The organism is Bacillus sp. FSL R9-9530 (genome assembly GCF_038008145.1).
Lineage (GTDB): Bacteria > Bacillota > Bacilli > Bacillales > Bacillaceae_G > Bacillus_A > Bacillus_A mycoides.
Genome location: NZ_JBBOYO010000001.1, coordinates 5339141 through 5362009, shown reverse-complemented (window position 1 = coordinate 5362009; position 22869 = coordinate 5339141). Strand labels below are relative to the sequence as shown.

24 protein-coding genes and 1 riboswitch are annotated in these 22869 nt (G+C 33.3%); of the genes, 10 read left to right on the top strand and 14 right to left on the bottom strand.

All coding sequences use genetic code 11. From position 1 onward, the window contains the following. Nucleotides 1–99: 99 nt before the first annotated feature. From MKX66_RS27385 to MKX66_RS27375, 3 genes are all read right to left on the bottom strand, one after another. A complete protein-coding gene (locus MKX66_RS27385; protein WP_341087507.1) occupies nucleotides 100–618 on the bottom strand; it encodes a ribonuclease H-like YkuK family protein in 519 nt (172 codons plus the stop codon). Nucleotides 619–692: 74 nt separating this feature from the next. Next, complete coding sequence (locus MKX66_RS27380; protein WP_002033828.1) at nucleotides 693–842, bottom strand: hypothetical protein; 150 nt, start codon at nucleotides 840–842, stop codon at nucleotides 693–695. Between the two features lie 185 nt (nucleotides 843–1027). Continuing rightward, on the bottom strand, nucleotides 1028–1264 hold the full coding sequence (locus tag MKX66_RS27375; RefSeq protein WP_000055151.1) for a YkuJ family protein: 237 nt from the start codon (nucleotides 1262–1264) through the stop codon (nucleotides 1028–1030). A 232-nt stretch (nucleotides 1265–1496) separates the two neighbouring features. Between MKX66_RS27375 and MKX66_RS27370 the strand changes: the two genes are divergently transcribed. Next, a complete protein-coding gene (locus MKX66_RS27370) occupies nucleotides 1497–1733 on the top strand; it encodes a glutaredoxin domain-containing protein (protein ID WP_341087506.1) in 237 nt (78 codons plus the stop codon). A 25-nt stretch (nucleotides 1734–1758) separates the two neighbouring features. On the opposite strand, the gene MKX66_RS27365 is transcribed toward MKX66_RS27370, so the two are convergent. The 3 genes from MKX66_RS27365 to fadH all read right to left on the bottom strand — a co-directional run bounded on the left by MKX66_RS27365 (nucleotide 1759) and on the right by fadH (nucleotide 4669). Next, on the bottom strand, nucleotides 1759–2247 hold the full coding sequence (locus tag MKX66_RS27365) for a DUF3993 domain-containing protein (RefSeq protein WP_002014834.1): 489 nt from the start codon (nucleotides 2245–2247) through the stop codon (nucleotides 1759–1761). Between the two features lie 183 nt (nucleotides 2248–2430). Continuing rightward, nucleotides 2431–3648, bottom strand: a complete 1218-nt coding sequence (locus MKX66_RS27360; protein ID WP_002033827.1) for an EAL domain-containing protein — start codon at nucleotides 3646–3648, stop codon at nucleotides 2431–2433. A 256-nt stretch (nucleotides 3649–3904) separates the two neighbouring features. Continuing rightward, nucleotides 3905–4669, bottom strand: coding sequence for a 2,4-dienoyl-CoA reductase (fadH, locus tag MKX66_RS27355; RefSeq protein WP_002142976.1), 765 nt, complete (start codon nucleotides 4667–4669; stop codon nucleotides 3905–3907). A 195-nt stretch (nucleotides 4670–4864) separates the two neighbouring features. Between fadH and MKX66_RS27350 the strand changes: the two genes are divergently transcribed. Both MKX66_RS27350 and MKX66_RS27345 read left to right on the top strand, forming a co-directional pair. Beyond that, a complete protein-coding gene (locus tag MKX66_RS27350) occupies nucleotides 4865–5722 on the top strand; it encodes a metallophosphoesterase (protein ID WP_215590129.1) in 858 nt (285 codons plus the stop codon). 97 nt (nucleotides 5723–5819) lie between these two features. After that, nucleotides 5820–6056 (top strand): hypothetical protein, encoded by a 237-nt coding sequence (locus tag MKX66_RS27345; RefSeq protein WP_002014830.1) that lies wholly within the window; start codon nucleotides 5820–5822, stop codon nucleotides 6054–6056. Nucleotides 6057–6222: 166 nt separating this feature from the next. On the opposite strand, the gene MKX66_RS27340 is transcribed toward MKX66_RS27345, so the two are convergent. Further along, complete coding sequence (locus MKX66_RS27340) at nucleotides 6223–8331, bottom strand: polyphosphate kinase (protein ID WP_002014829.1); 2109 nt, start codon at nucleotides 8329–8331, stop codon at nucleotides 6223–6225. Nucleotides 8332–8439: 108 nt separating this feature from the next. After that, complete coding sequence (locus tag MKX66_RS27335) at nucleotides 8440–10014, bottom strand: Ppx/GppA family phosphatase (protein WP_341087502.1); 1575 nt, start codon at nucleotides 10012–10014, stop codon at nucleotides 8440–8442. A 141-nt stretch (nucleotides 10015–10155) separates the two neighbouring features. Between MKX66_RS27335 and MKX66_RS27330 the strand changes: the two genes are divergently transcribed. After that, nucleotides 10156–10614, top strand: a complete 459-nt coding sequence (locus MKX66_RS27330) for a YkyB family protein (RefSeq protein WP_215590130.1) — start codon at nucleotides 10156–10158, stop codon at nucleotides 10612–10614. A gap of 32 nt (nucleotides 10615–10646) precedes the next feature. On the opposite strand, the gene MKX66_RS27325 is transcribed toward MKX66_RS27330, so the two are convergent. Together MKX66_RS27325 and MKX66_RS27320 are read right to left on the bottom strand one after the other, a co-directional pair. Then, nucleotides 10647–11309 (bottom strand): YkyA family protein, encoded by a 663-nt coding sequence (locus MKX66_RS27325; protein ID WP_002014826.1) that lies wholly within the window; start codon nucleotides 11307–11309, stop codon nucleotides 10647–10649. A 550-nt stretch (nucleotides 11310–11859) separates the two neighbouring features. Beyond that, the gene (locus tag MKX66_RS27320; RefSeq protein WP_215590131.1) at nucleotides 11860–12513 is read right to left on the bottom strand and encodes a diguanylate cyclase domain-containing protein; all 654 of its coding nucleotides are present in this window, start codon (nucleotides 12511–12513) and stop codon (nucleotides 11860–11862) included. A gap of 162 nt (nucleotides 12514–12675) precedes the next feature. Here MKX66_RS27320 and MKX66_RS27315 point away from each other — a divergent pair, with 162 nt between their 5' ends. Continuing rightward, nucleotides 12676–12909, top strand: coding sequence for a phage holin (locus MKX66_RS27315; RefSeq protein WP_002014824.1), 234 nt, complete (start codon nucleotides 12676–12678; stop codon nucleotides 12907–12909). 31 nt (nucleotides 12910–12940) lie between these two features. Here the strand turns inward: MKX66_RS27315 and MKX66_RS27310 are convergent, their stop codons facing one another. Continuing rightward, nucleotides 12941–13441, bottom strand: a complete 501-nt coding sequence (locus MKX66_RS27310; RefSeq protein ID WP_002033821.1) for a hypothetical protein — start codon at nucleotides 13439–13441, stop codon at nucleotides 12941–12943. Nucleotides 13442–13993: 552 nt separating this feature from the next. On the opposite strand from MKX66_RS27310, the gene MKX66_RS27305 reads away from it, so the two are divergent. From MKX66_RS27305 to metE, 3 genes are all read left to right on the top strand, one after another. Beyond that, nucleotides 13994–15535 carry an MDR family MFS transporter gene (locus MKX66_RS27305; RefSeq protein WP_002014821.1) on the top strand — a complete coding sequence of 514 codons (1542 nt, stop codon included), beginning with the start codon at nucleotides 13994–13996 and terminating at the stop codon, nucleotides 15533–15535. Nucleotides 15536–15626: 91 nt separating this feature from the next. Next, entirely contained in the window at nucleotides 15627–16184 is a 558-nt protein-coding gene (locus MKX66_RS27300; RefSeq protein ID WP_341087499.1) for a PadR family transcriptional regulator, read from the top strand. Nucleotides 16185–16407: 223 nt separating this feature from the next. Beyond that, a riboswitch (cobalamin riboswitch) is annotated at nucleotides 16408–16595 on the top strand. A gap of 130 nt (nucleotides 16596–16725) precedes the next feature. Then, nucleotides 16726–19014: a 5-methyltetrahydropteroyltriglutamate--homocysteine S-methyltransferase gene (metE, locus tag MKX66_RS27295; protein WP_002014819.1), complete on the top strand. Its 2289-nt coding sequence runs from the start codon at nucleotides 16726–16728 to the stop codon at nucleotides 19012–19014. 40 nt (nucleotides 19015–19054) lie between these two features. Here the strand turns inward: metE and comJ are convergent, their stop codons facing one another. Together comJ and nucA are read right to left on the bottom strand one after the other, a co-directional pair. Next, nucleotides 19055–19444 (bottom strand): competence protein ComJ, encoded by a 390-nt coding sequence (gene comJ / locus MKX66_RS27290; protein WP_002088359.1) that lies wholly within the window; start codon nucleotides 19442–19444, stop codon nucleotides 19055–19057. Between the two features lie 39 nt (nucleotides 19445–19483). Next, entirely contained in the window at nucleotides 19484–19918 is a 435-nt protein-coding gene (nucA, locus tag MKX66_RS27285; RefSeq protein WP_002014817.1) for a DNA-entry nuclease, read from the bottom strand. 236 nt (nucleotides 19919–20154) lie between these two features. On the opposite strand from nucA, the gene MKX66_RS27280 reads away from it, so the two are divergent. Beyond that, the gene (locus tag MKX66_RS27280) at nucleotides 20155–20898 is read left to right on the top strand and encodes a DUF3967 domain-containing protein (protein WP_002033817.1); all 744 of its coding nucleotides are present in this window, start codon (nucleotides 20155–20157) and stop codon (nucleotides 20896–20898) included. 59 nt (nucleotides 20899–20957) lie between these two features. Here MKX66_RS27280 and MKX66_RS27275 read toward each other — a convergent pair whose 3' ends face one another. Further along, entirely contained in the window at nucleotides 20958–22232 is a 1275-nt protein-coding gene (locus MKX66_RS27275) for a sensor histidine kinase (protein WP_002014814.1), read from the bottom strand. A gap of 309 nt (nucleotides 22233–22541) precedes the next feature. Between MKX66_RS27275 and MKX66_RS27270 the strand changes: the two genes are divergently transcribed. Then, nucleotides 22542–22742, top strand: coding sequence for a hypothetical protein (locus MKX66_RS27270; protein WP_000929276.1), 201 nt, complete (start codon nucleotides 22542–22544; stop codon nucleotides 22740–22742). Nucleotides 22743–22869: the final 127 nt, after the last annotated feature.

Genomic DNA, 22869 nt, shown 5'->3' with positions numbered 1-22869 from the left:
ACTCTCATTATATAAATTTTTCAGTCTATTTAACAGATGTAATATTCAGTTTTTGTTAGAAATACTTAACGACTGCGAATATATAGACATCATTTCACATTATTTCGTATATCTGTTTGCATAACTAAATGCCGCATAAGCATCTGGTTTAATTTTTGCTGTTAATCCCATTGCTTGAATTTTCATCGTCATATCTAAAATAAATTCTTTTGTTAAACCATCATTCCCGATATCTAAATGAATTTCCATTATGAATCCTGCTCCATCTTGAGCGTATGGGTGCAATAAATCCCATATCGCTTGTATATGATTGGGAGTAAATAGATAGGCGATTTCTTGACTAAACTGTGTTTCTAAATATATTTTCTCTCGCAACGTTGCTGGTTTATTTTTCACTGATTTATGATGCAAACATCCCCATGCTCCTTTTCCAACACGATGAATATGTATCGCTGTAATAAACCTCGTATCCTTTTGATGCGCTTGTGAGTCTGTCCCAATAGATAATCGATATAAATTTCGCGGATCCTTTTCAATGAAACTACAAATACGGTTAAATACCATATCAAAATTCAAATGTCTCTCTGAAACATTATAAAATGTATGCGCACCGTCCACATAGTCACGTCCTTTCAATTAGACAGACTTTTCGTATTCTCATTGTATGGGACAAAAACAAAAATTATAACTTACTACCCTTTATTCGTTTCAATATTTCGAATTACATAATTACAAAATCTACATGTATATATTACATTTTGATTAGACTGGGCGGTTAATACGTGATTAATTTCAGCATGACTGTGACAATTAGGACAAATAACAATCGGTAAGCGTTCCATCCTTTGCACCTCCTATTAATATTTACTATCATTGTAGGAAAAATAAAAAATTCCTATACATATACATTTGTAAAAACTCTTTTATTTAATCGCGACTTAAATTACAACTTCTACTATCTATATAGCCCATTAATTAATATAACTAAAAAAGGTACCGCCATTTGGCAGTACCTTTTTTATATGTATCAAGAAATGATATCGTAAATCTCAATTGCAACCATATCGATGTTATCGAATTGATACACTTGAGGTTTTTCACCTTGTTGATACACTTCTAACTCATACATTTCACTTTTATCGAAAAATTTCACGCTACATTTGCGCTCACCGTTCACTTCAAAATAGCGTTGTGCTACTTCACCGCTTTCAGCTTGTTCTTGTAGACTAACAAGTCGAGTTAAAATTCCTTGGAGTAGAGACATGAAATCTCTCCTTTCTCTGATCTTCCTACCAATAGGTTTTACAGCTATACTCATTCTATCCGTCATAACAGAAAAAACGTTCCACAATCTAGGATAAAGGTTCTTGGCCAGAAACTCAACTAAAATTTGTCGAAATAAGAAGTAAAAAGATGAAAGATCATCTTTTTACTTCTTTATTGCGCTTTTTATACTGGCAGAATATAATAAACAACAGAAAAAGGGAGGAATTACAATGAAAAAAATTGAGGTTTATACACAACCTGATTGTCCGCCTTGTACCATTGTAAAAGAATTTTTAAAACATAATAACGTTGTATATGAAGAATTTGACATAAAAAAAGACGCTGCTGCACGCAATCGTCTTTTATATGACTATGAATCCTATTCAACTCCAACAGTTTTAATTGACGAAGAAGTTGTGGCAGGTTTTCAAATTGAAAAATTGCAACAGCTACTCGGTATAGAATAGGAATAGGCAACACCTATTCCTATTCTCATAATTGTTGTAACCTTTTTATTTCAGTCAATAGTTCCTGACTTTCATGATACCCTGCTAATTTCCATTTTCCATTATCCTTTTGCAATGTCACAATTTGATATTGTCCACTCTTTGTCCGCTCATAGACATATAAATTTTTATGTTCTTCATCATAAGACATTTTTGTTTCTGAATTAAAAGAAAACGGAGCTTCTTTTGCTGGAAGTAAATATTCACCACTTTGTTTTTCATTTCTACTGTTTTCATCTGTAAAAACTTGAAGGAAATTATTTGTAAAATATGGTGATAACGTCTCTATCATCTTATTCATAGGTATTTGCTTCCCGCGGATTGAAAATTGCGTCTCATAACCTTTTTGTATCGTTGTAAACACTTCTTTCCGATCCACTTTCACTTCTTCTTTTCCTAAAACAGTTGTGACACTATAGCCAACTAGAAAGGCAACACATATAAATAGAACAAACCATATTCCATATTTCTTCATTTTTTCACCTTCCTTTTAAAAGAGCTTGTCTTTGTAGTATTCATTGTAACAATGATTATGCAAAGAAAGGGATGATTTCGTTCGTAAAATCTTTACAACGATAGACAGCATTTTCATCATCATGTTCACTATTACCAATTTATGATAAAAACAAACAAAAAAATACACGAATCTCTTCGTGCATTAAAATAAAACATCTTCTTCATATAAATATTCGTACGATAAATCTATAAATAAAAAGTTTTCATCATCAATCGGGAATGAAAATGTTCGTACCATTTCACCAGTTTCGATATCAGCATATAAATCTGAAAGTCTTGCCTTATTCTCAAAACGCATTTTCATTATATTTTCTAGAAAATACGGGCGCCAGCTCCAGTTCTTCATATAATACTCTGGCATAATGATCCATCCACCATCTTTTTTCATAATATTACCCGATTGTTGAAAACCATCTTCATTACAAATAAATATCCGAAAACTATATTGTGATATGCTTTGGCTAAATTGTAATAACCAATCATTTATATCTTCATTCTTTTTTTGTTTTGACAGAACATCACCAATTCGATCACGTAACATCTCTGTTAAATTATAAATTTTTTGCAACTTCTTCTTCTCATGCAGAATAAATTGATGACATTCATTACCAAGTCGCTCTTTTAAAACATTCGTTTCAATAAAATCAGGTAAACATTCTTTCAAATAATTACCTTGATAATACCTACCACCGTTTTTCCAAGCATATTGTAGTTGATAAAAAGCATCAATTTCTTCATATAACAATGTCGCACCAATTCTTCTAGCAAGTAAAGATAAGGAATATAAAATATCTTGATAAGATTGTAAAAGTGCAGTTTGCCTTAAATTTGTTAAATCTACTTTTAAAATATCCGGTGCTAACACGCTAATACGCTCTAAATTACTTGTACCCGTTCCGACTTTATTAATCGAAATTTGAATACCATATGTACGATAATACATGAGTAAATGATTAAATTGTTCTATATCTTCTTTACATTCATGTTCTGTTATTTCCAGAACAATGCGTTGTAAGTTCAAACCTTGTTCTTCATACATCAGCAAAAGTTGAAGTAAACTTTCATCTTCATCATTCATTAATACATTAGCATTCCGATGTATAAATAATAATAATTTTTGATCCGTTTCTAAATACCTATTTAACGCTTTTTCTACGATGATGTTATCCGCTTCAAGTTGGAACTCACTCGGAATAGAATCATCATGGAAGAAAGATGCTAAACTTTGTATGCCCTCTTCTGTTTGAATTCGTCCTACAACTTCATATCCAATTATTGTATGCTCATCAGCACTAAAAATAGCTTGATAATAAGGAAGGACTTTATCCAAGTTACTCATTACATCTAATGCATCTATCAACGTGCTTCCCTCCCTTTACTTTTCAAAAATTATAACACGATATTTACGGAAAAATAATAAAAAATCCCTTCAGTTTTCCTGAAGGGATTAGAGGGGTAAAATGCTAAGGGGAATTAGCAATTCTACTATGAAGAAAAAAGAGGTCTTAAATATAACGTATATATCCCCTCTTGTAAACACATTTCTTTTAAGTGTCACAATTTCGTCATATTTTACCACAAAGAAATGAATAAATCATTCGTTTTTTTCATCCCTTTTAAAATGGATATTGATGCAAATGCTGGCCACCATCCATTGTCATACAAGTTCCATTTATGTATGCAGCTTCATCTGAACATAAATAATAAGCTAGACCCGCAATTTCTTCTGGTGTCCCCAGCCTACCAAGTGGGACACTTTGTATTGTACGCTTAGCCATTTCTTCTGAAATCCATAATTTATCGGCACCACCTGTACGTTCAATTGGTCCTGGTGCGATAGCGTTAACTCGTATTCCATATTTACGTCCCCACTCAACAGCAAGAGTTTTTGTCATCGCTAATACACCAGCTTTAGCTGCTGCCGAATGGATAACCCCTGGGCCTGCATCCCATGCATAAGTTGCCACCATGTTAATAATATTTCCTTTTATACCTTTTTCAATCCAATATTTCCCAATAGCCTGACTACAATAAAATGTACCATTTAATACAATATTAATTACCGAATTCCAGCCATTCACAGATAAGTCCTCTGCTGGACAAATAAAGTTTCCAGCTGCATTATTTATTAAAATATCAATTCGTCCAAACTTCTCATCAATATGTTCAATCATTTTTTGAATATCATCAGTATTTCGTACATCCATTTGTACAGATAATACTTGGCCTGGAAACTGTTCAATTTCTAACTTTGCTTCTTCTAGCTTTTCTTTTGTACGCCCTGTAATAACAACACGTGCCCCTTCTTTCGCAAAACGTATCGCCATCCCTTTTCCCATTCCACTTGATCCACCTGTTATAATAACTACCTTCTCTTTCACATACATCCCCTCCAAAAAATGAATACACATTCATTTTATCACTTTATTTGATAGAAATCTTTATATTTTTCAATTTTTCTGATATTTTAACGTAAAGAGGTTTCTTTTCGTTCATTTTTTTCGTAATCTATACTACTTTTTTAGTATTTAAAATATATTTTTAAAAAACTGAAGGGAGGTTCGAGTAACCTGTATATGAAGAAAATTACAAGAAGAAATTTTTTAAAATCTGGAATGCGCACTTGTCTATGTTCATTTATAACCGCAAGCATCGGCTATTATTATGCTAAATATATAGAGCCCTATTTGCTTTCTTTTACGCAACACACACTTAAATCACCACTCATACCAAAAGGTTTTCATGGTATGAAGATCCTTCAATTTAGCGATTTACATCTAGGATACTATTTCTCTCTCCAACATTTATCTCAAATCGTTTCCAAGATTAATGCTGAAAAGCCAGATATTGTCCTTTTTACTGGTGATCTCATTGATGATTACCAAACATATACCGAGGCTTCTTTTGTTGCATCCATTTTAAAGAATATACAGGCACCCTTCGGTAAATTTTCTATTTATGGTAACCACGACCATGGCGGATATGGAACTGAATACTATGATCACATCATGCGCGAATCTGGATTTGAACTTTTGCAAAATAGCGAAAAGCGAATTCGTTTACTGGATAATAGTGAAATTTCTATTTTCGGACTCGATGATATGCTACTGGGTAAACCAAAAATAGCGGAAACTTTACAACATGCAAAACAAAATATTTATACAATTGTTCTCGTTCACGAACCAGATATCGCGCCACAAATCGCTACATATCCAATCAATCTTCAACTTTCTGGTCATAGCCATGGCGGACAAGTACAAATTCCTTTTTTAGGTGCTATTATTACCCCGTCGCTTGCAAAAGAATATATTGAAGGTTTCTATAACATTCAAGGTTTGACTCTCTATGTCAATCGAGGTATTGGAAGAACACGTGTCCCATTCCGCTTTATGTCAAAACCTGAAATTACACTCTTCATCCTACAACATTCGTAACAATTCGCCTATTTCCTTACATATCCTTCCTTGTACTCGCTCATCCACGCTTGGTCCACCATATGATAAAAATGAGTCCAGTAAAGGAGGTTTGTTCATGTATCCATATTATCAACCGATCCCAGTTCGTTCAGCACCTTTTGGCCCAGCAGGCGACTCACGCTTCTTTCCATTTTTCGGTGTTCCATTTCTAGCTGGAATTGCTGGCGGACTGCTAGGCGGAGCATTAGCTTTCGGGCCTAGACCGTTTTATCCGCCTTATCCACCGCCTTTCCCACCACCAGCACCTTTTCCTTGTTACGGAGGGCCTTGTCAACAACCATACTATTATTAATTTAAACCAACCATTCTTCTAATGTTTTTCTCTCAACGAACCGACTCATCACACGCCTATAATAAAAACTATTCTCTCTACTCATCCTTCCATTTTGAGAATATATGAGTAGAGAAAAAAAGTAAAAACCTCTTAAATTCAATAAGAGGTTTTTACTTTTTTCACACTATTCAGCGTCTGTATTTTGATACGCCATCTTAAATAAATTCACTTGGCTATCAATTTCTTCTATACTACTATTAATTATATAATAATAGTCACCATCTTTATTTTGTTCACGTGTTTTCACATTATCAGCTAAAACCAGCTGTAAAATTGCCTTTATTCTCGCTTTCATTTCAATATCTAAAATTGGGAAGGATATTTCTACTCGTTTTTCCATATTTCGCGTCATCAAATCAGCTGAAGATAAATATATTTTTTCATCTCCATTATGATGGAAATAATAAATACGACTATGTTCTAAATATCTTCCAACAACACTAACTACACGAATATTTTCACTTACATTTGGAATCCCAGGTCTTAAACAACATGTCCCTCTAACGATGAGCTCTACCCTTACCCCAGCTTGTGATGCTTCATACATTTTTTTTATTAACGGTTTATCTGTTAACGAATTCATTTTAGCGATAATATATCCATTTCCATATTGTCTATGATAACGGATTTCCTCATCTATTAACTCCATAAACTGCTCTCTTATATCAAACGGGGCAACAGATAAATGATGAAAATGCGGTTTTTTTGTATAACCACTCAAATAATTAAAGAAATTTGTTGCATCTACACCAAAGTCTTTTCGCGATGTAATATATCCAAAATCGGTATACAACTTCGCTGTTGCATCATTATAATTTCCGGTTCCAAGATGTACAAACCTTTCAATTTTTCCGTTTCTTCTTCTTACAACTAACGTAATTTTACTATGCGTTTTCAAGTGACTTACTCCGTAAATAACGTGACATCCGGCCTGTTCCAATTCTTTAGCCCAATGAACATTATTCTCTTCATCAAACCTTGCCTTTAACTCAACCAATACCGTCACTTGTTTTCCTTTTTCAGCTGCTACCTTCAGCGCCTGAATTATTGGAGAATCTCCACTTACACGATATAATGTTTGTTTAATCGCAAGTACATTCGAGTCATCTGCCGCATCACGGACAAAATCAACGACTGGCTGAAACGACTCAAAGGGATGGTGTAATAAAATATCATGTTCTATCGCTTTTTCAAATACATCTTCCTCATCACCTAAATCTTGAGGAGGTTGAGGAATAAGAGCTGGGTATACTAGATGTTCATATAAAGGCGCTAATTTTTTATATAAGGAGAATAAACATGTTAAATCTAACGGTCCATCCATCATGTACACATCTTCATCTTTTACTTCTAACACATCATACAATAACGCTAACACTCTTTCATCAATGTGTTCTTTACCAACTTCTAAACGAACGGCAGCTCCCCACTTACGCTTTTTCAATTCTTTTTCAATTACTTTTAATAAATCGCGTGCACCTTCTTCATGGATCGTTAAATCCGCATTACGTGTAATACGGAAACGAGTAACAGGCGATACGTTATATCCTGTGAATAGTTTATGAGTAAAACCACTAATTACATCTTCTAATAAAATAAATTTATGTTTTTGCCCTTCACTCGGTAAAAATATGAAACGCTCCAGTAATGAAGGCACTTGTACAATTCCTAACTTCGTACGATTTTCTTCCTCAGCCTGTTGCTCATCATATAAAATAGTAGCTAAATTCAAACTTTTATTTAATAACATTGGAAATGGACGATACGCATCAATAGATACAGGGGTTAAAACCGGAAATATTTGTTCATCAAAATACTCCTCGATAAATTCCCTTTGCTCTTTCGTCAAATCATGGAATGTTAAACGCTCAATCCCCTCTAGTTCAAGCGCTGGCAATACATAATTTTTAAACGTTTCATACTGCACAGTCATTAACTCATGCGATTTTATCGCAATCTTATTTAACTGTTTCTTTGGTGTTAAACCTGCTTTATTTTCTGGCTGATTAAATCCCGCACTTACTTGATCTTTCAAACCTGCTACGCGCACCATAAAAAATTCATCTAAATTCGAACTAAAAATACTAATAAACTTTAGTCTTTCTAATAGTGGATTATTTTCATCTTGCGCTTCTTGTAGTACACGTTCATTAAATGCTAGCCAGCTTAATTCACGATTATTATAATACGCTGTATCATTTAAATTTACTAAATTCCCCTTTAGCAATTCCATTCTCTTCACACTTCCCTTTGAAACTTTTTCACTATAATTTAGTTACTTTCATTTTATCAAATTACAATATTCCAAAGTGTTAATTTTCTGTAAAGACATCCGTACAACTTAACGTTTTGATTCAAATGATAAGTGAATATTTGTTTTCAATACTCTTTCTAGCTGCTTTTTTTGTTTTTCAGCTTGTACTTTTTCCGCTAATGCCGATTGCTCACATAAAATTCTAAACGTTAATCCTTCTTTATTTTCTGTTATGGATATCGTATCAACAAGCGATCTTTGTCTTACATTTAAAGCAGCTGAAAATTGTAAAACAGCGCCTAATAGGCGGATTTTTTTTTGTTCGCTTTTATCAAACCAACCTTCAAATGGAGATAAATGTTGTTTAAATAGCATTTTTGATTTATAAGATGCAATAAGCGCTAACCTCACTCGATCTTTATGCATCATGCCGTCAATTGTTTTATTTGCCAATAAATAAAACGTGTGTAAACGACTCGCTTCTTCGTCTATATATTTTCCAATATTAAATACTTTCGCTGCTTGATGGAATGCTTCCCAGTCTTTTATTGAAACAGAAATCAGTCCCATTTCTTCGAGTTGTTTACAAATCAATCTTCCATGTTTAATAAGTTGAATGACAAATTCCATATCCATTTCATATTCGTGTGATAACAAATGTAAGCTTTCTTCAACTACATTCGGATAATATGAAATCCCTAAATCTTTCGTCAACTCTTCATAGAAAACACCTTCTCTTAATCCTTTTTTGCTTAATACAAATGCCGTTGCTTCTATAATATTTACAAGCTTATGAAATACTTCAACCGCTGGAATAATTGTATCAGCTCGATCTTTTGCCAATCCTTCCATTTTCTGAAGTTCGATAAACGATTGTTTTTCCAATGCACCTTTTACATTTTCAATATCTTCTTCTTTCATTTTGTATAAATGTACTCCCGCTATAGGATATTTTGTTAAATTTTGGTGGATTTTCGCTAAGTTTCTCGCACTACCACCAATTGCAATAAGAGGCAATTTCTTATCAATTAACCATGGTAACGTTCGAAATTGACACTCTAAATACTCTCGAATTTCCTCTAATTCATCTTTAGTAGGAATATCACCTTTAATAAATAGATGTTTTAAAGAAAGCGCACCAAAAGGAAAACTATGGTACTCTAAAATCTCTCTATTTTTAATATATGTAACTTCCGTACTTCCGCCACCAATATCTACTGTTATTCCTTCCGAAAACGAAGTAGAATTCATAACTGCTAAATAGCCGTAACGTGCTTCCTCATATTCTGATAATACTCTAAGAGTAAAGTCTGTTTGTCCTTCAACAAGTTTTTTAATCTCCTCTTGATTCTCAGCCTGTCTAATTGTTGCCGTTGCAACACAAAGTACATGATGCAACTGATGAAATTTTGTACTTTCTTGAAATTGAAATAATGTTTGTAACAATACTTCTTTACCTTCTTCATTCAAAACACCATCGATTAAATAATTTCTTAACCGAGCAACCACTTTCGTATTTTCAATTTCTTTATAAAAACCTCCATTTTGCTTTTCATAAATAACTAAACGCATTGTATTAGATCCAATATCTATAATGGCATATTGTAATTTTAATATTTCTTTCAAACTTCTCACTCTTTCATTATCAAATTTCTGAAACATATTCTATCACTATTATACAAAATAGTTGTTTTTTGTAACAATATTGCTTTAATATTGAAAATATATACAATTACTTTTTGCATATAATAAAAACCCATTTTATTTATGCTATAATAAGGAAAAATTGAAAGGAGAGTCAATATGAAACCTTCACAACCACAATCTCCATTGCATAATCAACATTCTATTAATAGACTAGCTCAATCTATTTTCGTTGTGAATCGTCATGCTAAAGCTGCAACTAACCCTAAGTACTTATATTGGTTAAAAAAGGCTGCTTTAGAACGCTTAATTACTGAAAAAAAGGCTATCAAAGAAGGATTACATTTTTCTAGAAATCCACGTTTTAGTCAACAACAATCCGATGTTCTTATACGTTTAGGTGATTATTTTTTCCATATCCCTCCTACGAAAGATGATTTTCGCACCCTACCGCATCTTGGTCACCTTGAATCCTCCTATCGAAATCCGAAAACAACCTTATCTTTAACAATAGCAAAAAAAACACTTCAAGATTATATTGGTCCTGAAGCATTAAAACAGGAAAAAAAATTAAGCGAACCAGTTCCATGGTATAGCCGTACCTATACAAAAAAATAAAACAGTTTGGCCTAATATTAGGCCAAACTGTTTTATTTTTTATCTTCCTTAATTTTAATATTAGCTTGTTTATAGAATGCAACTTTTTCTGTATTATATGATTTCGTATATTCATTAAACTTATCTTTTTCTGTCTCAATATCTTTATATGCTTGGTTTACTACCTTTACTTTCTCGCTAATATCTTTTAATTTTGTACCTTTATCTTGTAGCATTGTATATAATTCTTTTTCTTGCTTTAAAGATTTATTATAGCTATCGTACATCTTTTGGAATGAATCATGTCGTTTCTCATAAGTACTCTTTACTTTATCAGCCTGTTCTTTTAATTTATTATCTTCAATTTTCTTCACATGCTTATCAGCTGACTTCACTTCTTCTTGCGCTTTATTTAACGCCTCTTTTTCTTTAATAAGAACTTTTTCTCGTTCAGCTGTATTTTTCACCGCTTGATCAAGCTTATCCTTAACAGCCTGATTATTATCTTTTCCTTCTTGGACAATTTGATTATATAATACTTGACCCTCTTTCTCTAATGACTCTAATTTTTTCGCATCTTCAAACATTGTTTTTTCTTGCTTGGCAGCATTTTCAAATGCAACATATAGCTCCTCTTCTGGTTTTGGGCCAAAACAACCAGCTAGTAAAGTCATTGATAATGCAGTTACAATTGCTAATTTATTATATTTCAACATCTTTTCCCCCTATTAATAAACGACCATCGTGCCAAAAATCCCATGAAAAACATGTAACTTCGTTAGCTATTTCACGCTCGCATCTTTTTACGAAGATCATCAATAATTATTTATACTGCTTGTACAATTTTCGTACTTAAAATTATGTAATGTCTTAAAACATAAAGGTATTTTCCTTAATCTTACCTACTGCAAGAAACACTATAATGTTTCACCTGATAAAAGATGATCGTTGACCTCTCACGTCTATCATTCCCTTTCTCACTTTCTATCAAATAACCTCTTTGTCCATTTTACATAGTGCAAAGGGGACCTCGCAACTCTTACAAAGATTCTTTTAATTTCTTAAAAAGGAAAAGTGTAGAGCATGTTTTCCTCTACACTTTTAAACTGAAAACATTGTGCAAAATGCATTGACACATCCACACACAATTATATGCTGATTTCATATATTTTTAAAGACTTTTGTTACAAAAAAAAGTTTTCTTGTAACAAAAGACAAAAAAATGTTACAAAAAATCTTTATATCATACTTCTTTAAATCAAAGTTTCATTCATGACTTTGCAAGTTTCTATAATTATACAATTGATTTTGTGCCTTTCTAAACAAATCTTCAAAAGTTTTCCCTTCTATAGGATAACTTGCAGCCCCAAATAATAGTGTGACACTTAATAAATCATTCGCTATTTCATTTTGAATATTTTTGATTAATCTACTTGTTATTGTTGACTTTTCATAGCCATTATCAACAGCTACGATAACATATTTATTTTCATCCCACCTCGTAACTACATCGCCTTTTCGAACTGTCTTTACAATTGTACGTTCTACTCTTCGGACTAGCTCATCTAACTTTTTTTCTTGCACTGTGTCTTTTAATACATCCCATTCTTTTACGGAAAGAATATACACTGTAATATTACGAGAATCTCTTTCTGATAAAGCAGCTACTTTTCCAAAAAAATCAACGACAAAATCGTTATTCGTCATTCCTCCTACTTCAATATTTACACGCGTATTCGTTCTTTTATCGTACCAATGTCCAAAATAATAGCTTAGTATCATTTGCAATATATAAATAATAAAGACGGTTAAAAATGATCTCGAATCTAGCTTAGCAATTACATCCTGAAGTGCAATCCATTCTGTAACCGCAACTGTGTTCCCAAGTAATAATCCACTAATTTTCCCTTTATGTTTCATACTCTCCCCCTTTTATACCAATATATGTTTCTATAACAATAATGTTTTTCTATAAAATAAAAAATGTACATATTTAATGTACATTTCTACTTAAGCTTGTATACCTTTTCTATTTTATTTCATATATATACTATATATCGTTTTTAGGAAGGAGTGACCTATATGCCTCAAAAAGAAAATCTATTAGATATTATGCGCTTACTAGCTGGCTTTTTGTTATCATTAAAATTACTATTTAACTCTTTCGGAATAAACTTCATTACAAACGATCAAATTGACGCTATAGTAAATGTTATTTCATTTCTATTCATTCTATATTTTGGATACAAAAATAACTATATTGGAAAAAAGGGAGTGGAACAAAAGAAATTACTCAAGAAGCACAATCTTCATTAAAGAAGGAACCTTTCACACAGGTTCCTTCTTATCATTTTCTGACAACCACTTCATTTGTTTGTAGCGGTCCATATGATACACCTTTATATTGAAATGTATATGTAGCCTGAAATAATGAATTGGGAGGAGCTTTATCTTTATTTGCTTTTATTTGACAAATTAATTCTACCTTTTCATTCGGTGATAAATTATCGATTCGCCACCTTACAAGCTGAAATAAAAACTCACTTATTCCCTTATCTGCTTTTAAAGAGTTTGGGATATACGCGAAATAATCACGAATCATATGACTTACAACTACTCGCGAAATCATTTCAACGCCTTTATTTTCAACTTCAAGTCGAATAATTAGTATGTCATTAACATCATAGATCATCTCATACGAAAATTTTTCTTTATACATACTACGGATTTGCAATGTGACTGCTACATCGGATGCTTCCGTGTCCTTTTTAGAACCATCAATCCACAAAACCGGCTGTAACGGTATAGAATACCTTCCTTGATCCGAAATTCGTTTCCATATTTTCATAATATATTCACCTCATTCCAGATATATCATCTATACAACTGTATTCTGCCTCTCGATGCAATGAACTACACTTAGAAAAAATATTTAGCTTGTTACAAATCATATTAAATTTTTCTTTTCCTTTTATCCTATTCGACAATATAAAGAAAAAACCATTTTTAATAGGTTGACACAGGTTATACTTTATTAAATATTTTTTTACAATTTCCTTCCTTGACTACATAACAAAATAAATTCTTACTCTCTTTTGGTCAATATAATAAAGTGAAACTTTAATCAGTGGGGGGTTTGTCCATCACCCACTGATTATTAGCTTTTACCAATCGGGCTTTAACGGGCAGTTAAAGCGGCATAAAATAATTTGGCGGTAGAAAACATTTGCCTTTTAGTCAAATTTGACTATAATATAATTTATGATTTCCATCCTTTATATCATGTCAGTGCAATTTTTTATTAAATGAAGAGGAACGATACAAACTGTACATAAAGTTTTTTTATGCATTACACTAAAAAACTTAAGTTAGTTTAATTTTTATTAAAGGAGGGCTACTTTTGGAAGCACAACTATCAAAAAACGATTCAAGTAAAACAAAATTTGTTGTTGCTGGTTTACTACTTGGTATTCTAATGGCAGCAATGGATAACACAATCGTCGCAACTGCGATGGCAACGATTGTCGGAGACTTAGGAGGGTTCGACAAATTCGTTTGGGTCACATCCGCCTACATGGTAGCAACAATGGCCGGAATGCCTATTTTCGGTAAGCTGTCTGATATGTACGGACGGAAACGCTTTTTTATTGGCGGATTAATTCTCTTCTTATTTGGTTCTGCACTTTGCGGGACAGCATCAAGTATTGAACAACTAAGTATTTATAGAGCCATTCAAGGAATTGGTGGCGGCGCTCTTATGCCTATCGCATTTACAATTATGTATGATATATTCCCGCCTGAAAAACGAGGAAAAATGACCGGACTATTTGGTGCTGTTTTCGGGACATCTAGTGTTTTCGGACCTTTATTAGGTGCTTACATTACGGATTATATAAGTTGGCACTGGGTCTTCTATATTAATATTCCGTTAGGACTTATTTCCTTCTTCTTCATTACTAAATACTATAGCGAGTCTCTAGAATATCGAAAACAAAAAATTGACTGGGCTGGTGCTATTACGCTTGTCATTAGTATCGTTTGCTTAATGTTTGCTTTAGAACTTGGTGGTAAAGAATATGCATGGGACTCTAATGTGATTATTGGTTTATTTTCAACTGTTGTTATTCTGCTTATTATTTTCTTCTTCGTAGAAAGAAACGCAACCGAGCCTATTATTTCTTTCCATTTATTTAAAAAACCTTTATTTGCAGCTAGCCAAGGTGTTGCCTTTTTCTATGGCGCAGCTTTTATCATCTGTACAGTTTATATTCCAATCTTCGTTCAAGGTGTTCTCGGTGGTTCAGCCTCAAATGCTGGATTAATTTTGACACCTATGATGGTAGGATCTGTAATCGGAAGTCAAACTGGTGGACAATTAGCTTCACGAACAAGTTATCGTAACATCATGACAGTATCTGGAGTTTTCTTCGTTCTTGGTATTTATTTACTAAGTACTTTAACTATGGAAACACCTCGTACACTCGTAACAATGTTTATGGTGCTTGCTGGACTTGGAGTTGGATTCTCCTTCTCAGTTTTAAGTATGGCATCTATCCACAAACTAGAAATGAGAGATCGCGGTTCTGCTACATCCACGAACTCATTCTTCCGTTCACTTGGAATGACCCTTGGCGTCACGATTTTCGGTACGATTCAAAATCATGTTTTCACTGATAAATTAAAAGCAGTCTTCCCTCCTGAACTAGAAAAAATGGCTCCTAAAGGTGGAGACACAAGCTTTTTATTATCACCAAACGCTACTGAAAAGCTACCTCCTGAAGTACTGAGCGGAATTAAAGAGGCTCTTGCAACATCTATTGCTAATACATTTTTCTGGGCACTTATCCCAGCTACGCTAAGTATAATTTGTATTTTACTTATGGGAAATGAACGTCTTTTAACAGGACCAAAAACAAAGCAAAAACAAAAACAAGTAAGCTAATATAGAAAAACGAAACGGTATATCCCTTTATGAAAGAGGATATACCGTTTATAATATATATAAAGTTTCTATATACAGGAGTTGAGACAGCATGAGCATGAAGTTAGTCATTCTCGGCTTGTTACTCGAAGGAGATAAACATCCCTATGAAGTGCAGCACATAATGAAAGAAAGACAAATGGATTGTTATATTAAATATGCCAAGGGATCGCTATACTACGCCTTCGAGCAATTAGAAAAACAAGGTGCGATTAGCATTACCAATATTGTTAGAGATACGAATAGACCAGATAAAACAATCTTCCATATAACAGAGGAAGGAAAAGCGCTTTTCCACACCTTATTATTAAAACAATTTGAAGCGAAAAACCAAATATATAAACCTATTTATTCAGCGCTCTCTTTCGCTCACTTTAGCGACGAACAAGCTCTAGTTCCTATTTTGAAAAAAAAGAGAGATGATACAATGCTATATTTACATACAATGCAAACGATATACGATCATAATAAACGACTAGTTCCTCGTGCTCAACTATATATTCTACAAAGCGTCATTGAGCATATTAATGTTGAATTACGTTGGCTAAACACGCTCTTACAAGATGCAACTGCAGGTCATCTTTCAGAAATAGGTGTAGATAATGATTAAGTTTTTCTAAAAGAGGTGCCTCCTCTTCTAGAAAAACTTAACACTATAATTATTCCTCGCAACTCAAAACACCCTCATTTTAATAATAAATAAACATTAAAAAAACTTAATTTTCCGAATAAAAAGAAATAAAAAACTTTAGAATTTTCTTATTTTAAAACAGTGGACAAAATTCCGAAAATTGTGTTAGAATTTGTTTCAATATCATATCGCTTGTTAAATTCCTTTCAAAAGGAAAATAGGTACACGAATATTTCACTTCGTGTTTAAAAGGGAAGTTTGGTGAAACTCCAACACGGTCCCGCCACTGTAAATGCTGAGATTTCTTTTTTGTGCCACTGTGAAAACGGGAAGGTGAAAGAAATTATATGAAGCATAAGTCAGGATACCTGCCTATTTTAACAACACTGATAGACTCACGGATGATGATGAGGTGTTAAGAACAAAAAGGAAGGCTTATTTTTCTATGCCTTTATGCTTTTTGTTATAGGTATTTCCGAGTAAACGGAAATGCTTACTTTCAATTAGGGAGGAATTTAAAATGGCAATTCAAACAAGTAACTTAGGTTATCCACGTATCGGACTACAACGAGAGTGGAAAAAAACATTGGAAGCTTTTTGGTCCAATAAAATTGATGAAGAACAATTTTTAACGACAATGAAAGAAATTCGCCTTCAACACGTCAAAGTACAGCAAGAAAAGGGAATTGAATTAATTCCAGTTGGCGATTTTACATATTATGACCACGTTCTGGATACGGCCTACATGTTAGGATTCATCCCGTCACGTTTTTCAGAGTTTACCTCTTACCTTGATGTATATTTTGCAATGGCACGCGGCTCTAAAGATCACGTTGCTTCTGAAATGACAAAATGGTTTAACACAAACTATCATTACATTGTTCCTGAATATGAAGAAGGATTACAAATCTCTTTAAAAGACAATCGCCCTCTTCGTTTATATGAAGAAGCGAAAAAAGAGTTAGGCGTTGATGGAAAACCAGTTATTTTAGGCCCTTATACATTCCTAAAACTAGCAAAAGGTTATAACGAAGAGCAATTTGCCACTATTTTAAAAGAGCTAGTTGCACCTTATGTACAATTATTCTCTGAATTACACGCAGCTGGAGCACAAATTATTCAAGTTGACGAACCAATCTTCGCATCTTTAACAAAAGATGAAATTAATCAAGCGAAAGAACTTTACGAAGCTATTCATAAAGAGGTTCCAAATGCGAATCTTCTTCTACAAACATATTTTGATAGTGTAGAAGAGAACTATGAAGAAATTATTGCATTCCCTGTTTCTGGTATTGGATTAGACTTTGTTCATGGCAAAGAAGGTAATGTAAATGCTATTTCAAAATACGGATTCCCAGCTGATAAAATTTTAGCTATCGGTTGTATAGATGGCCGTAACATTTGGAGAGCTGATCTTGATGATGTACTTTCTTTATTTACAACATTACAAAATCAAATCACAGCAAAAGGTTTAATTGTTCAACCTTCTTGTAGCTTATTGCATACTCCAATTGATAAAACGGAAGAAACGCACTTAACAAGTGAATTATTTGATGCACTTGCATTTGCTAATCAAAAATTAGAAGAACTAGTCCTTATCCATTCTGCTCTTACTAAAGGTGTAGAAAGCATCAGTAGCGATTTAACAACATATCGTAATGCACATCATGCAATCCGCTCATCAGCTGCACGTAATCGTGAAGATGTAAAAGTGGCACGTACATCACTTAAAGAAGATGATTTCTCACGTCCTCTTCCATTTGAAAAACGATATGAACTACAGCAAGTAGCTTTACAATTACCATTGTTACCAACAACAACTATTGGTAGCTTCCCGCAAACATCTGAAGTTCGTCAAACACGTAAACAGTGGCGTAACGGCGATATTACAAATGAACAATATAATCAATTCATTGAAAAAGAAACTGCAAAGTGGATTCGTTACCAAGAAGATATTGGTCTTGATGTACTAGTACATGGTGAATTCGAAAGAACTGACATGGTGGAATATTTTGGAGAAAGACTTGCTGGTTTCTCCTTTACTAAAAACGGATGGGTACAATCATACGGTTCTCGTTGCGTAAAACCACCTGTTATTTATGGTGATGTTGCCTTTATAAGTGGAATGACTATTAAAGAAACTGTATATGCACAAAGCTTAACGGAGAAAGTAGTAAAAGGTATGCTAACTGGACCTGTCACTATTTTAAATTGGTCATTCGTTCGAAATGATATTTCAAGAAAAGAAGTATCATATCAAATTGCATTAGCACTTCGTCATGAAATTGAATTACTTGAATCTTCCGGAATTAGAGTAATCCAAGTCGATGAACCTGCACTTCGTGAAGGTATGCCGTTAAAAGAAAAAGATTGGGATGCATACATTACATGGGCAGTTCAATCATTCCTTTTAGCAACATCTTCTGTAGAAAATGAAACACAAATTCATACTCATATGTGTTATAGTAACTTCGAAGATATTGTAGATGCAATTCGAGCGTTAGACGCAGATGTTATTTCTATCGAAACATCAAGAAGTCATGGAGAATTTATTAATACATTAAAGCATACAACATATGAAAAAGGAATTGGTCTAGGGGTATATGATATTCATAGCCCACGTGTCCCAAGTAAAGATGAAATGTTCACAATCGTAGAACAATCTTTACAAGTATGTGACCCTAAATATTTCTGGATTAATCCAGACTGTGGTTTAAAAACACGAAGAACTGAGGAAGTTATACCTGCTTTAGAGCACATGGTTCAGGCAGCAAAAGACGCTCGTTCTCTCCTAAAAACAAACGCATAATAAAAAAACGTGTTATCCTTTTGAAGGATAACACGTTTTTTTATTCTACACTCTCAAAATAGAAGTCGTATTGTACTTTATACAATTCATCGTCTGATGGCTCTTCAAGAGGAGTCGCCTGCAAGACTATCATATATTCCCCGTTCGGAATAGGAATATGATATTTATTAGAAAGAATACTTGTTATATATACTTCTTCATTCTTCACTGTGAAAGGAACTGATATCGTTCTAACCACTTCTTCTTTCTCAATATGATTTCCACAAGTAACTTCCACTTCACAAGTATAGTCAGAGATTGCTTCAAAAATAATAGCTCCATCCACCTCAGCATAGCCTCTTTCAAAATCTTCAGGAGTCCAATCTACATAAGGCTGCTGACCATCATAGTTCATTATCATTAATTGCGAATATGAAATTGTTAATTCCATAACTATCCCTCTCCTCCACTATGAAATGCATGCCAATTACTATTTCACTTCAAATTTCACACGCGTACCATCTGGATATTTGTCTAGCTTATTCCCTACCCAAGAACCTGCACCGCGGTTATCTGCTGGACTTATATATTCAATATGAGCTCCTTTTCCGCCTTCCTTACACATCGCCATCGGCCATTCATCACGATCATAACCTTTCTTCGTCGGATATGGCGCTAACGATAATTTCCTTCTATCCGCTGCACCATTACGATCAATTGTACACATTTCCGAATGTCCTTCTTTTATAGCATCCGTTATATGTTTCCCGGTCTCTGGATATCGTTCTTTCGGGAACTCTAGAATTTGATCATACGTAGTTGTTTTTTTAGTACTTGTCTCCTCTGGCACAAGTACTTCATATACCGCTACCAAAAGAGAAAGAATTGCAATAATTGAAATGATAATACCTTTAAATTGCTTCATGTGTACCTCCGTGTTCCTACCAATTTCTTTTCCTCAGTTATTATAACAAACTTCTTCTATGTATGTTTTCAGACATTATTTTAGCTCTTCCTCTCCATTCCGCCAAAAACATTCATTTTTCTTCATCTTTTCACTAATGCTGTAGAAAACTAATAACCTTCCGACATTCTTTTTCAAAGGAAGTCCACATAAAAGGTTGAAATGATATATACGATACTTTTTGGGGAGGAACTATCATGGAAGCTATTTATAAAACGAAAGATGTTACAAATAAAACAGGTATCCCAAAACATATAGTCCGAAAATATAGCCAACTCTTAGAGGAACACGGTTATATCATTTCAAAAACAGCTGATGCTCGTATTTATAAATTGGATGATTTAAAACTATTGAAATCTATACATGAAAGAGCTGCTACATTACAAGAAGACATTTCAGAAACAATACCTATTATTTTAAAAGAAAAAGATGCCCCACCTGTACCTGTTATTCAAGATAAACAAGAAGTGCAACCAAAAGAAGATGGGCGTAACTTTGAGGAGTTCATGCTAAAACTTGAAATGCTTGCTCAATTAAATGAAGCAATTATTCATCAAAACTCTACTCTCATTACACAAAATCGTTTAAAAGACGAGAAATTAGATGAACTAATGCAACAAGTTTATGTAAAAGAAGGCTCACAAGAAAAAATGTTACAAGATCTAGTTGTTCACGCCGCTCAAACAGATGCACTCCAAAAAGAAAAAATGGACTTATTAATGAATCATATGTATAAGCGAGAATCCAAACAAGAAGAAAAAATGAATAAACTTGTCAATCAAATTTACAATAAAGATAGCAACCGTGATACACAACTTATGCAAGTTATTCGCGAAATTCAAGAAACAAAAAGATTAGTCGCCGCCTCAAAAGAGCAAAGCTTCTTTCAATCATTTAAAAGTTTATTCGTTCGAACAAAACAAGAAAAAATAAATGAATGAAATTTTGTATCTTTTTCTAATGCACGATAAAATAAAAAGTTACCTTCTATCGGTAACTTTTATTCCTTATATCGTACAGCTGGCAATATAATAATAGCTTCAGTTCCTTTTCCGCTTTCACTTTTATATTCCAATGTGCCATTATGCGCTTGTAAAATACTAAATGTTACCATAAGGCCTAATCCTGTTCCTTTTTCTTTTAAAGAATAATACGGTTGTCCAAGCCTTACTAACTGTTCTTTTGTCATTCCAACACCACTATCTTTAACTCTTATTATTATCAATTCATCTTTTTGAATAGCTGTTACTTTTAAATACCCTTTGTTTCCTTGAATTGCTTCAATACCGTTTTTAACAACATTCATAATAGCTTGCTTCAATTTCGTCTTATCGCCGATAGTATAAAGGCTCTCAGAAATCTCAACTTGCAAATAAACGCCCTGCATCGCTGCAAATGATGACATAAGAGTTGTCATTTCAATTAATTGTGCTGATAAACAAATATGTTCTTTTTTTTCAATTTGGGGCCTTGCTAAATTTAAATAATCTGAAATAATCTGTTCAGCACGATCCAGTTCAGCTAATACGAGACGCATATAATCTTTGTTTTTTACGTCTTCTGTACTCTCTAGCAATTGAATAAACCCTCGTACAACAGTGAGAGGGTTTCGAACTTCATGTGCAACACTTGCAGCTAACTCACTTACAATATTAAGTTTTTCTGATTTTTGCATTTCTGTACGCAATAATGCATTTTCGTTTAAATACTCAGTCAAATACACTTGAAATACCATTGTCATAACCATAATAAGTGATGCAAATATATACCCACTATATAGATTAGATATGTACGGTGTAAAACCTGTTTCTAAAAGGACATTCAACATCCCGACTACTAATGAAACAAGAACATAAAATGATGCAATCATAAAAGCTAATATTAGCTTCTTATCTCTTGAAAAAAGAGACCATTTCTTTGACAAAAATAATGGAATTATCGAAAGAAATATAACTTCTACCATAGGCAACCAACTAAGCCCCTTAAAAATCCATTCATATGCAACATAAATAATCGCAGGGATGAGCCCAACAATCCCACCATATAAAAAACCACTAACAATTGGGACTGGATGAAAATTGTATCCGCAAACGGTACCAAAACAAATAGAGTATGTCATGGAGAGAACGAGTGTAACGCTAGATAAAAACATAATAAAGTAGCGATTAGGCTTCGGAAGCATTCCTTGATAACGATTTAAACGAATCGCTTCATATAAAAATAGTGGTAAAATAATGATGGCAATTTGGATCATTAAATCACGAATCAGCTCCATAGCCTCTCATCCCCTATATGTATTTTGATATGATTATATCATTTTATAAGTCTATTTGTTTCAAAATTTTGATTTTTCTTAACATCTTTGTTAATTATTTGTTAACAACTAATAATAAATGTTACAAATTTCCGAAATGATTGTAAACCCTGTACCAAATTTCCTTCGTGCAGTATACAATGAATACGGATTACAAAGAAAATAAAAAACACTTCACTAGACGGACAACTATCGCAAAATACAGCATATAATCCATACTATCTATGTTTACAAATAAGTGATCATTACTTTAGTAGGAGGAAGATAAATATGGCGGGTACTACGCTTGTTTTAAAAGAAGAAAATTTGGTTGTGCTAGAAAACGTTGAAAAATCAGTATACGAAGAATTGCAACATAAAGCAGGGGACGAAGACTGTACATGTGCTGTAAATGAATCCGTTGTCCATCTTGGCAAAGTATCTTCCGTACTTTGGAACGAAGATGAAATAGATTGGGAATACGGTTATTAAAAAGTCGCTTGCAGCGGCTTTTTTTGTGTTTATGCTTAAGTGAAACTTTAATTAACTCACACAGCTTATACTCTTATAGACATTTGAATCCTCACATAATTTCTTACTTCCACTGAATTTTAAGATA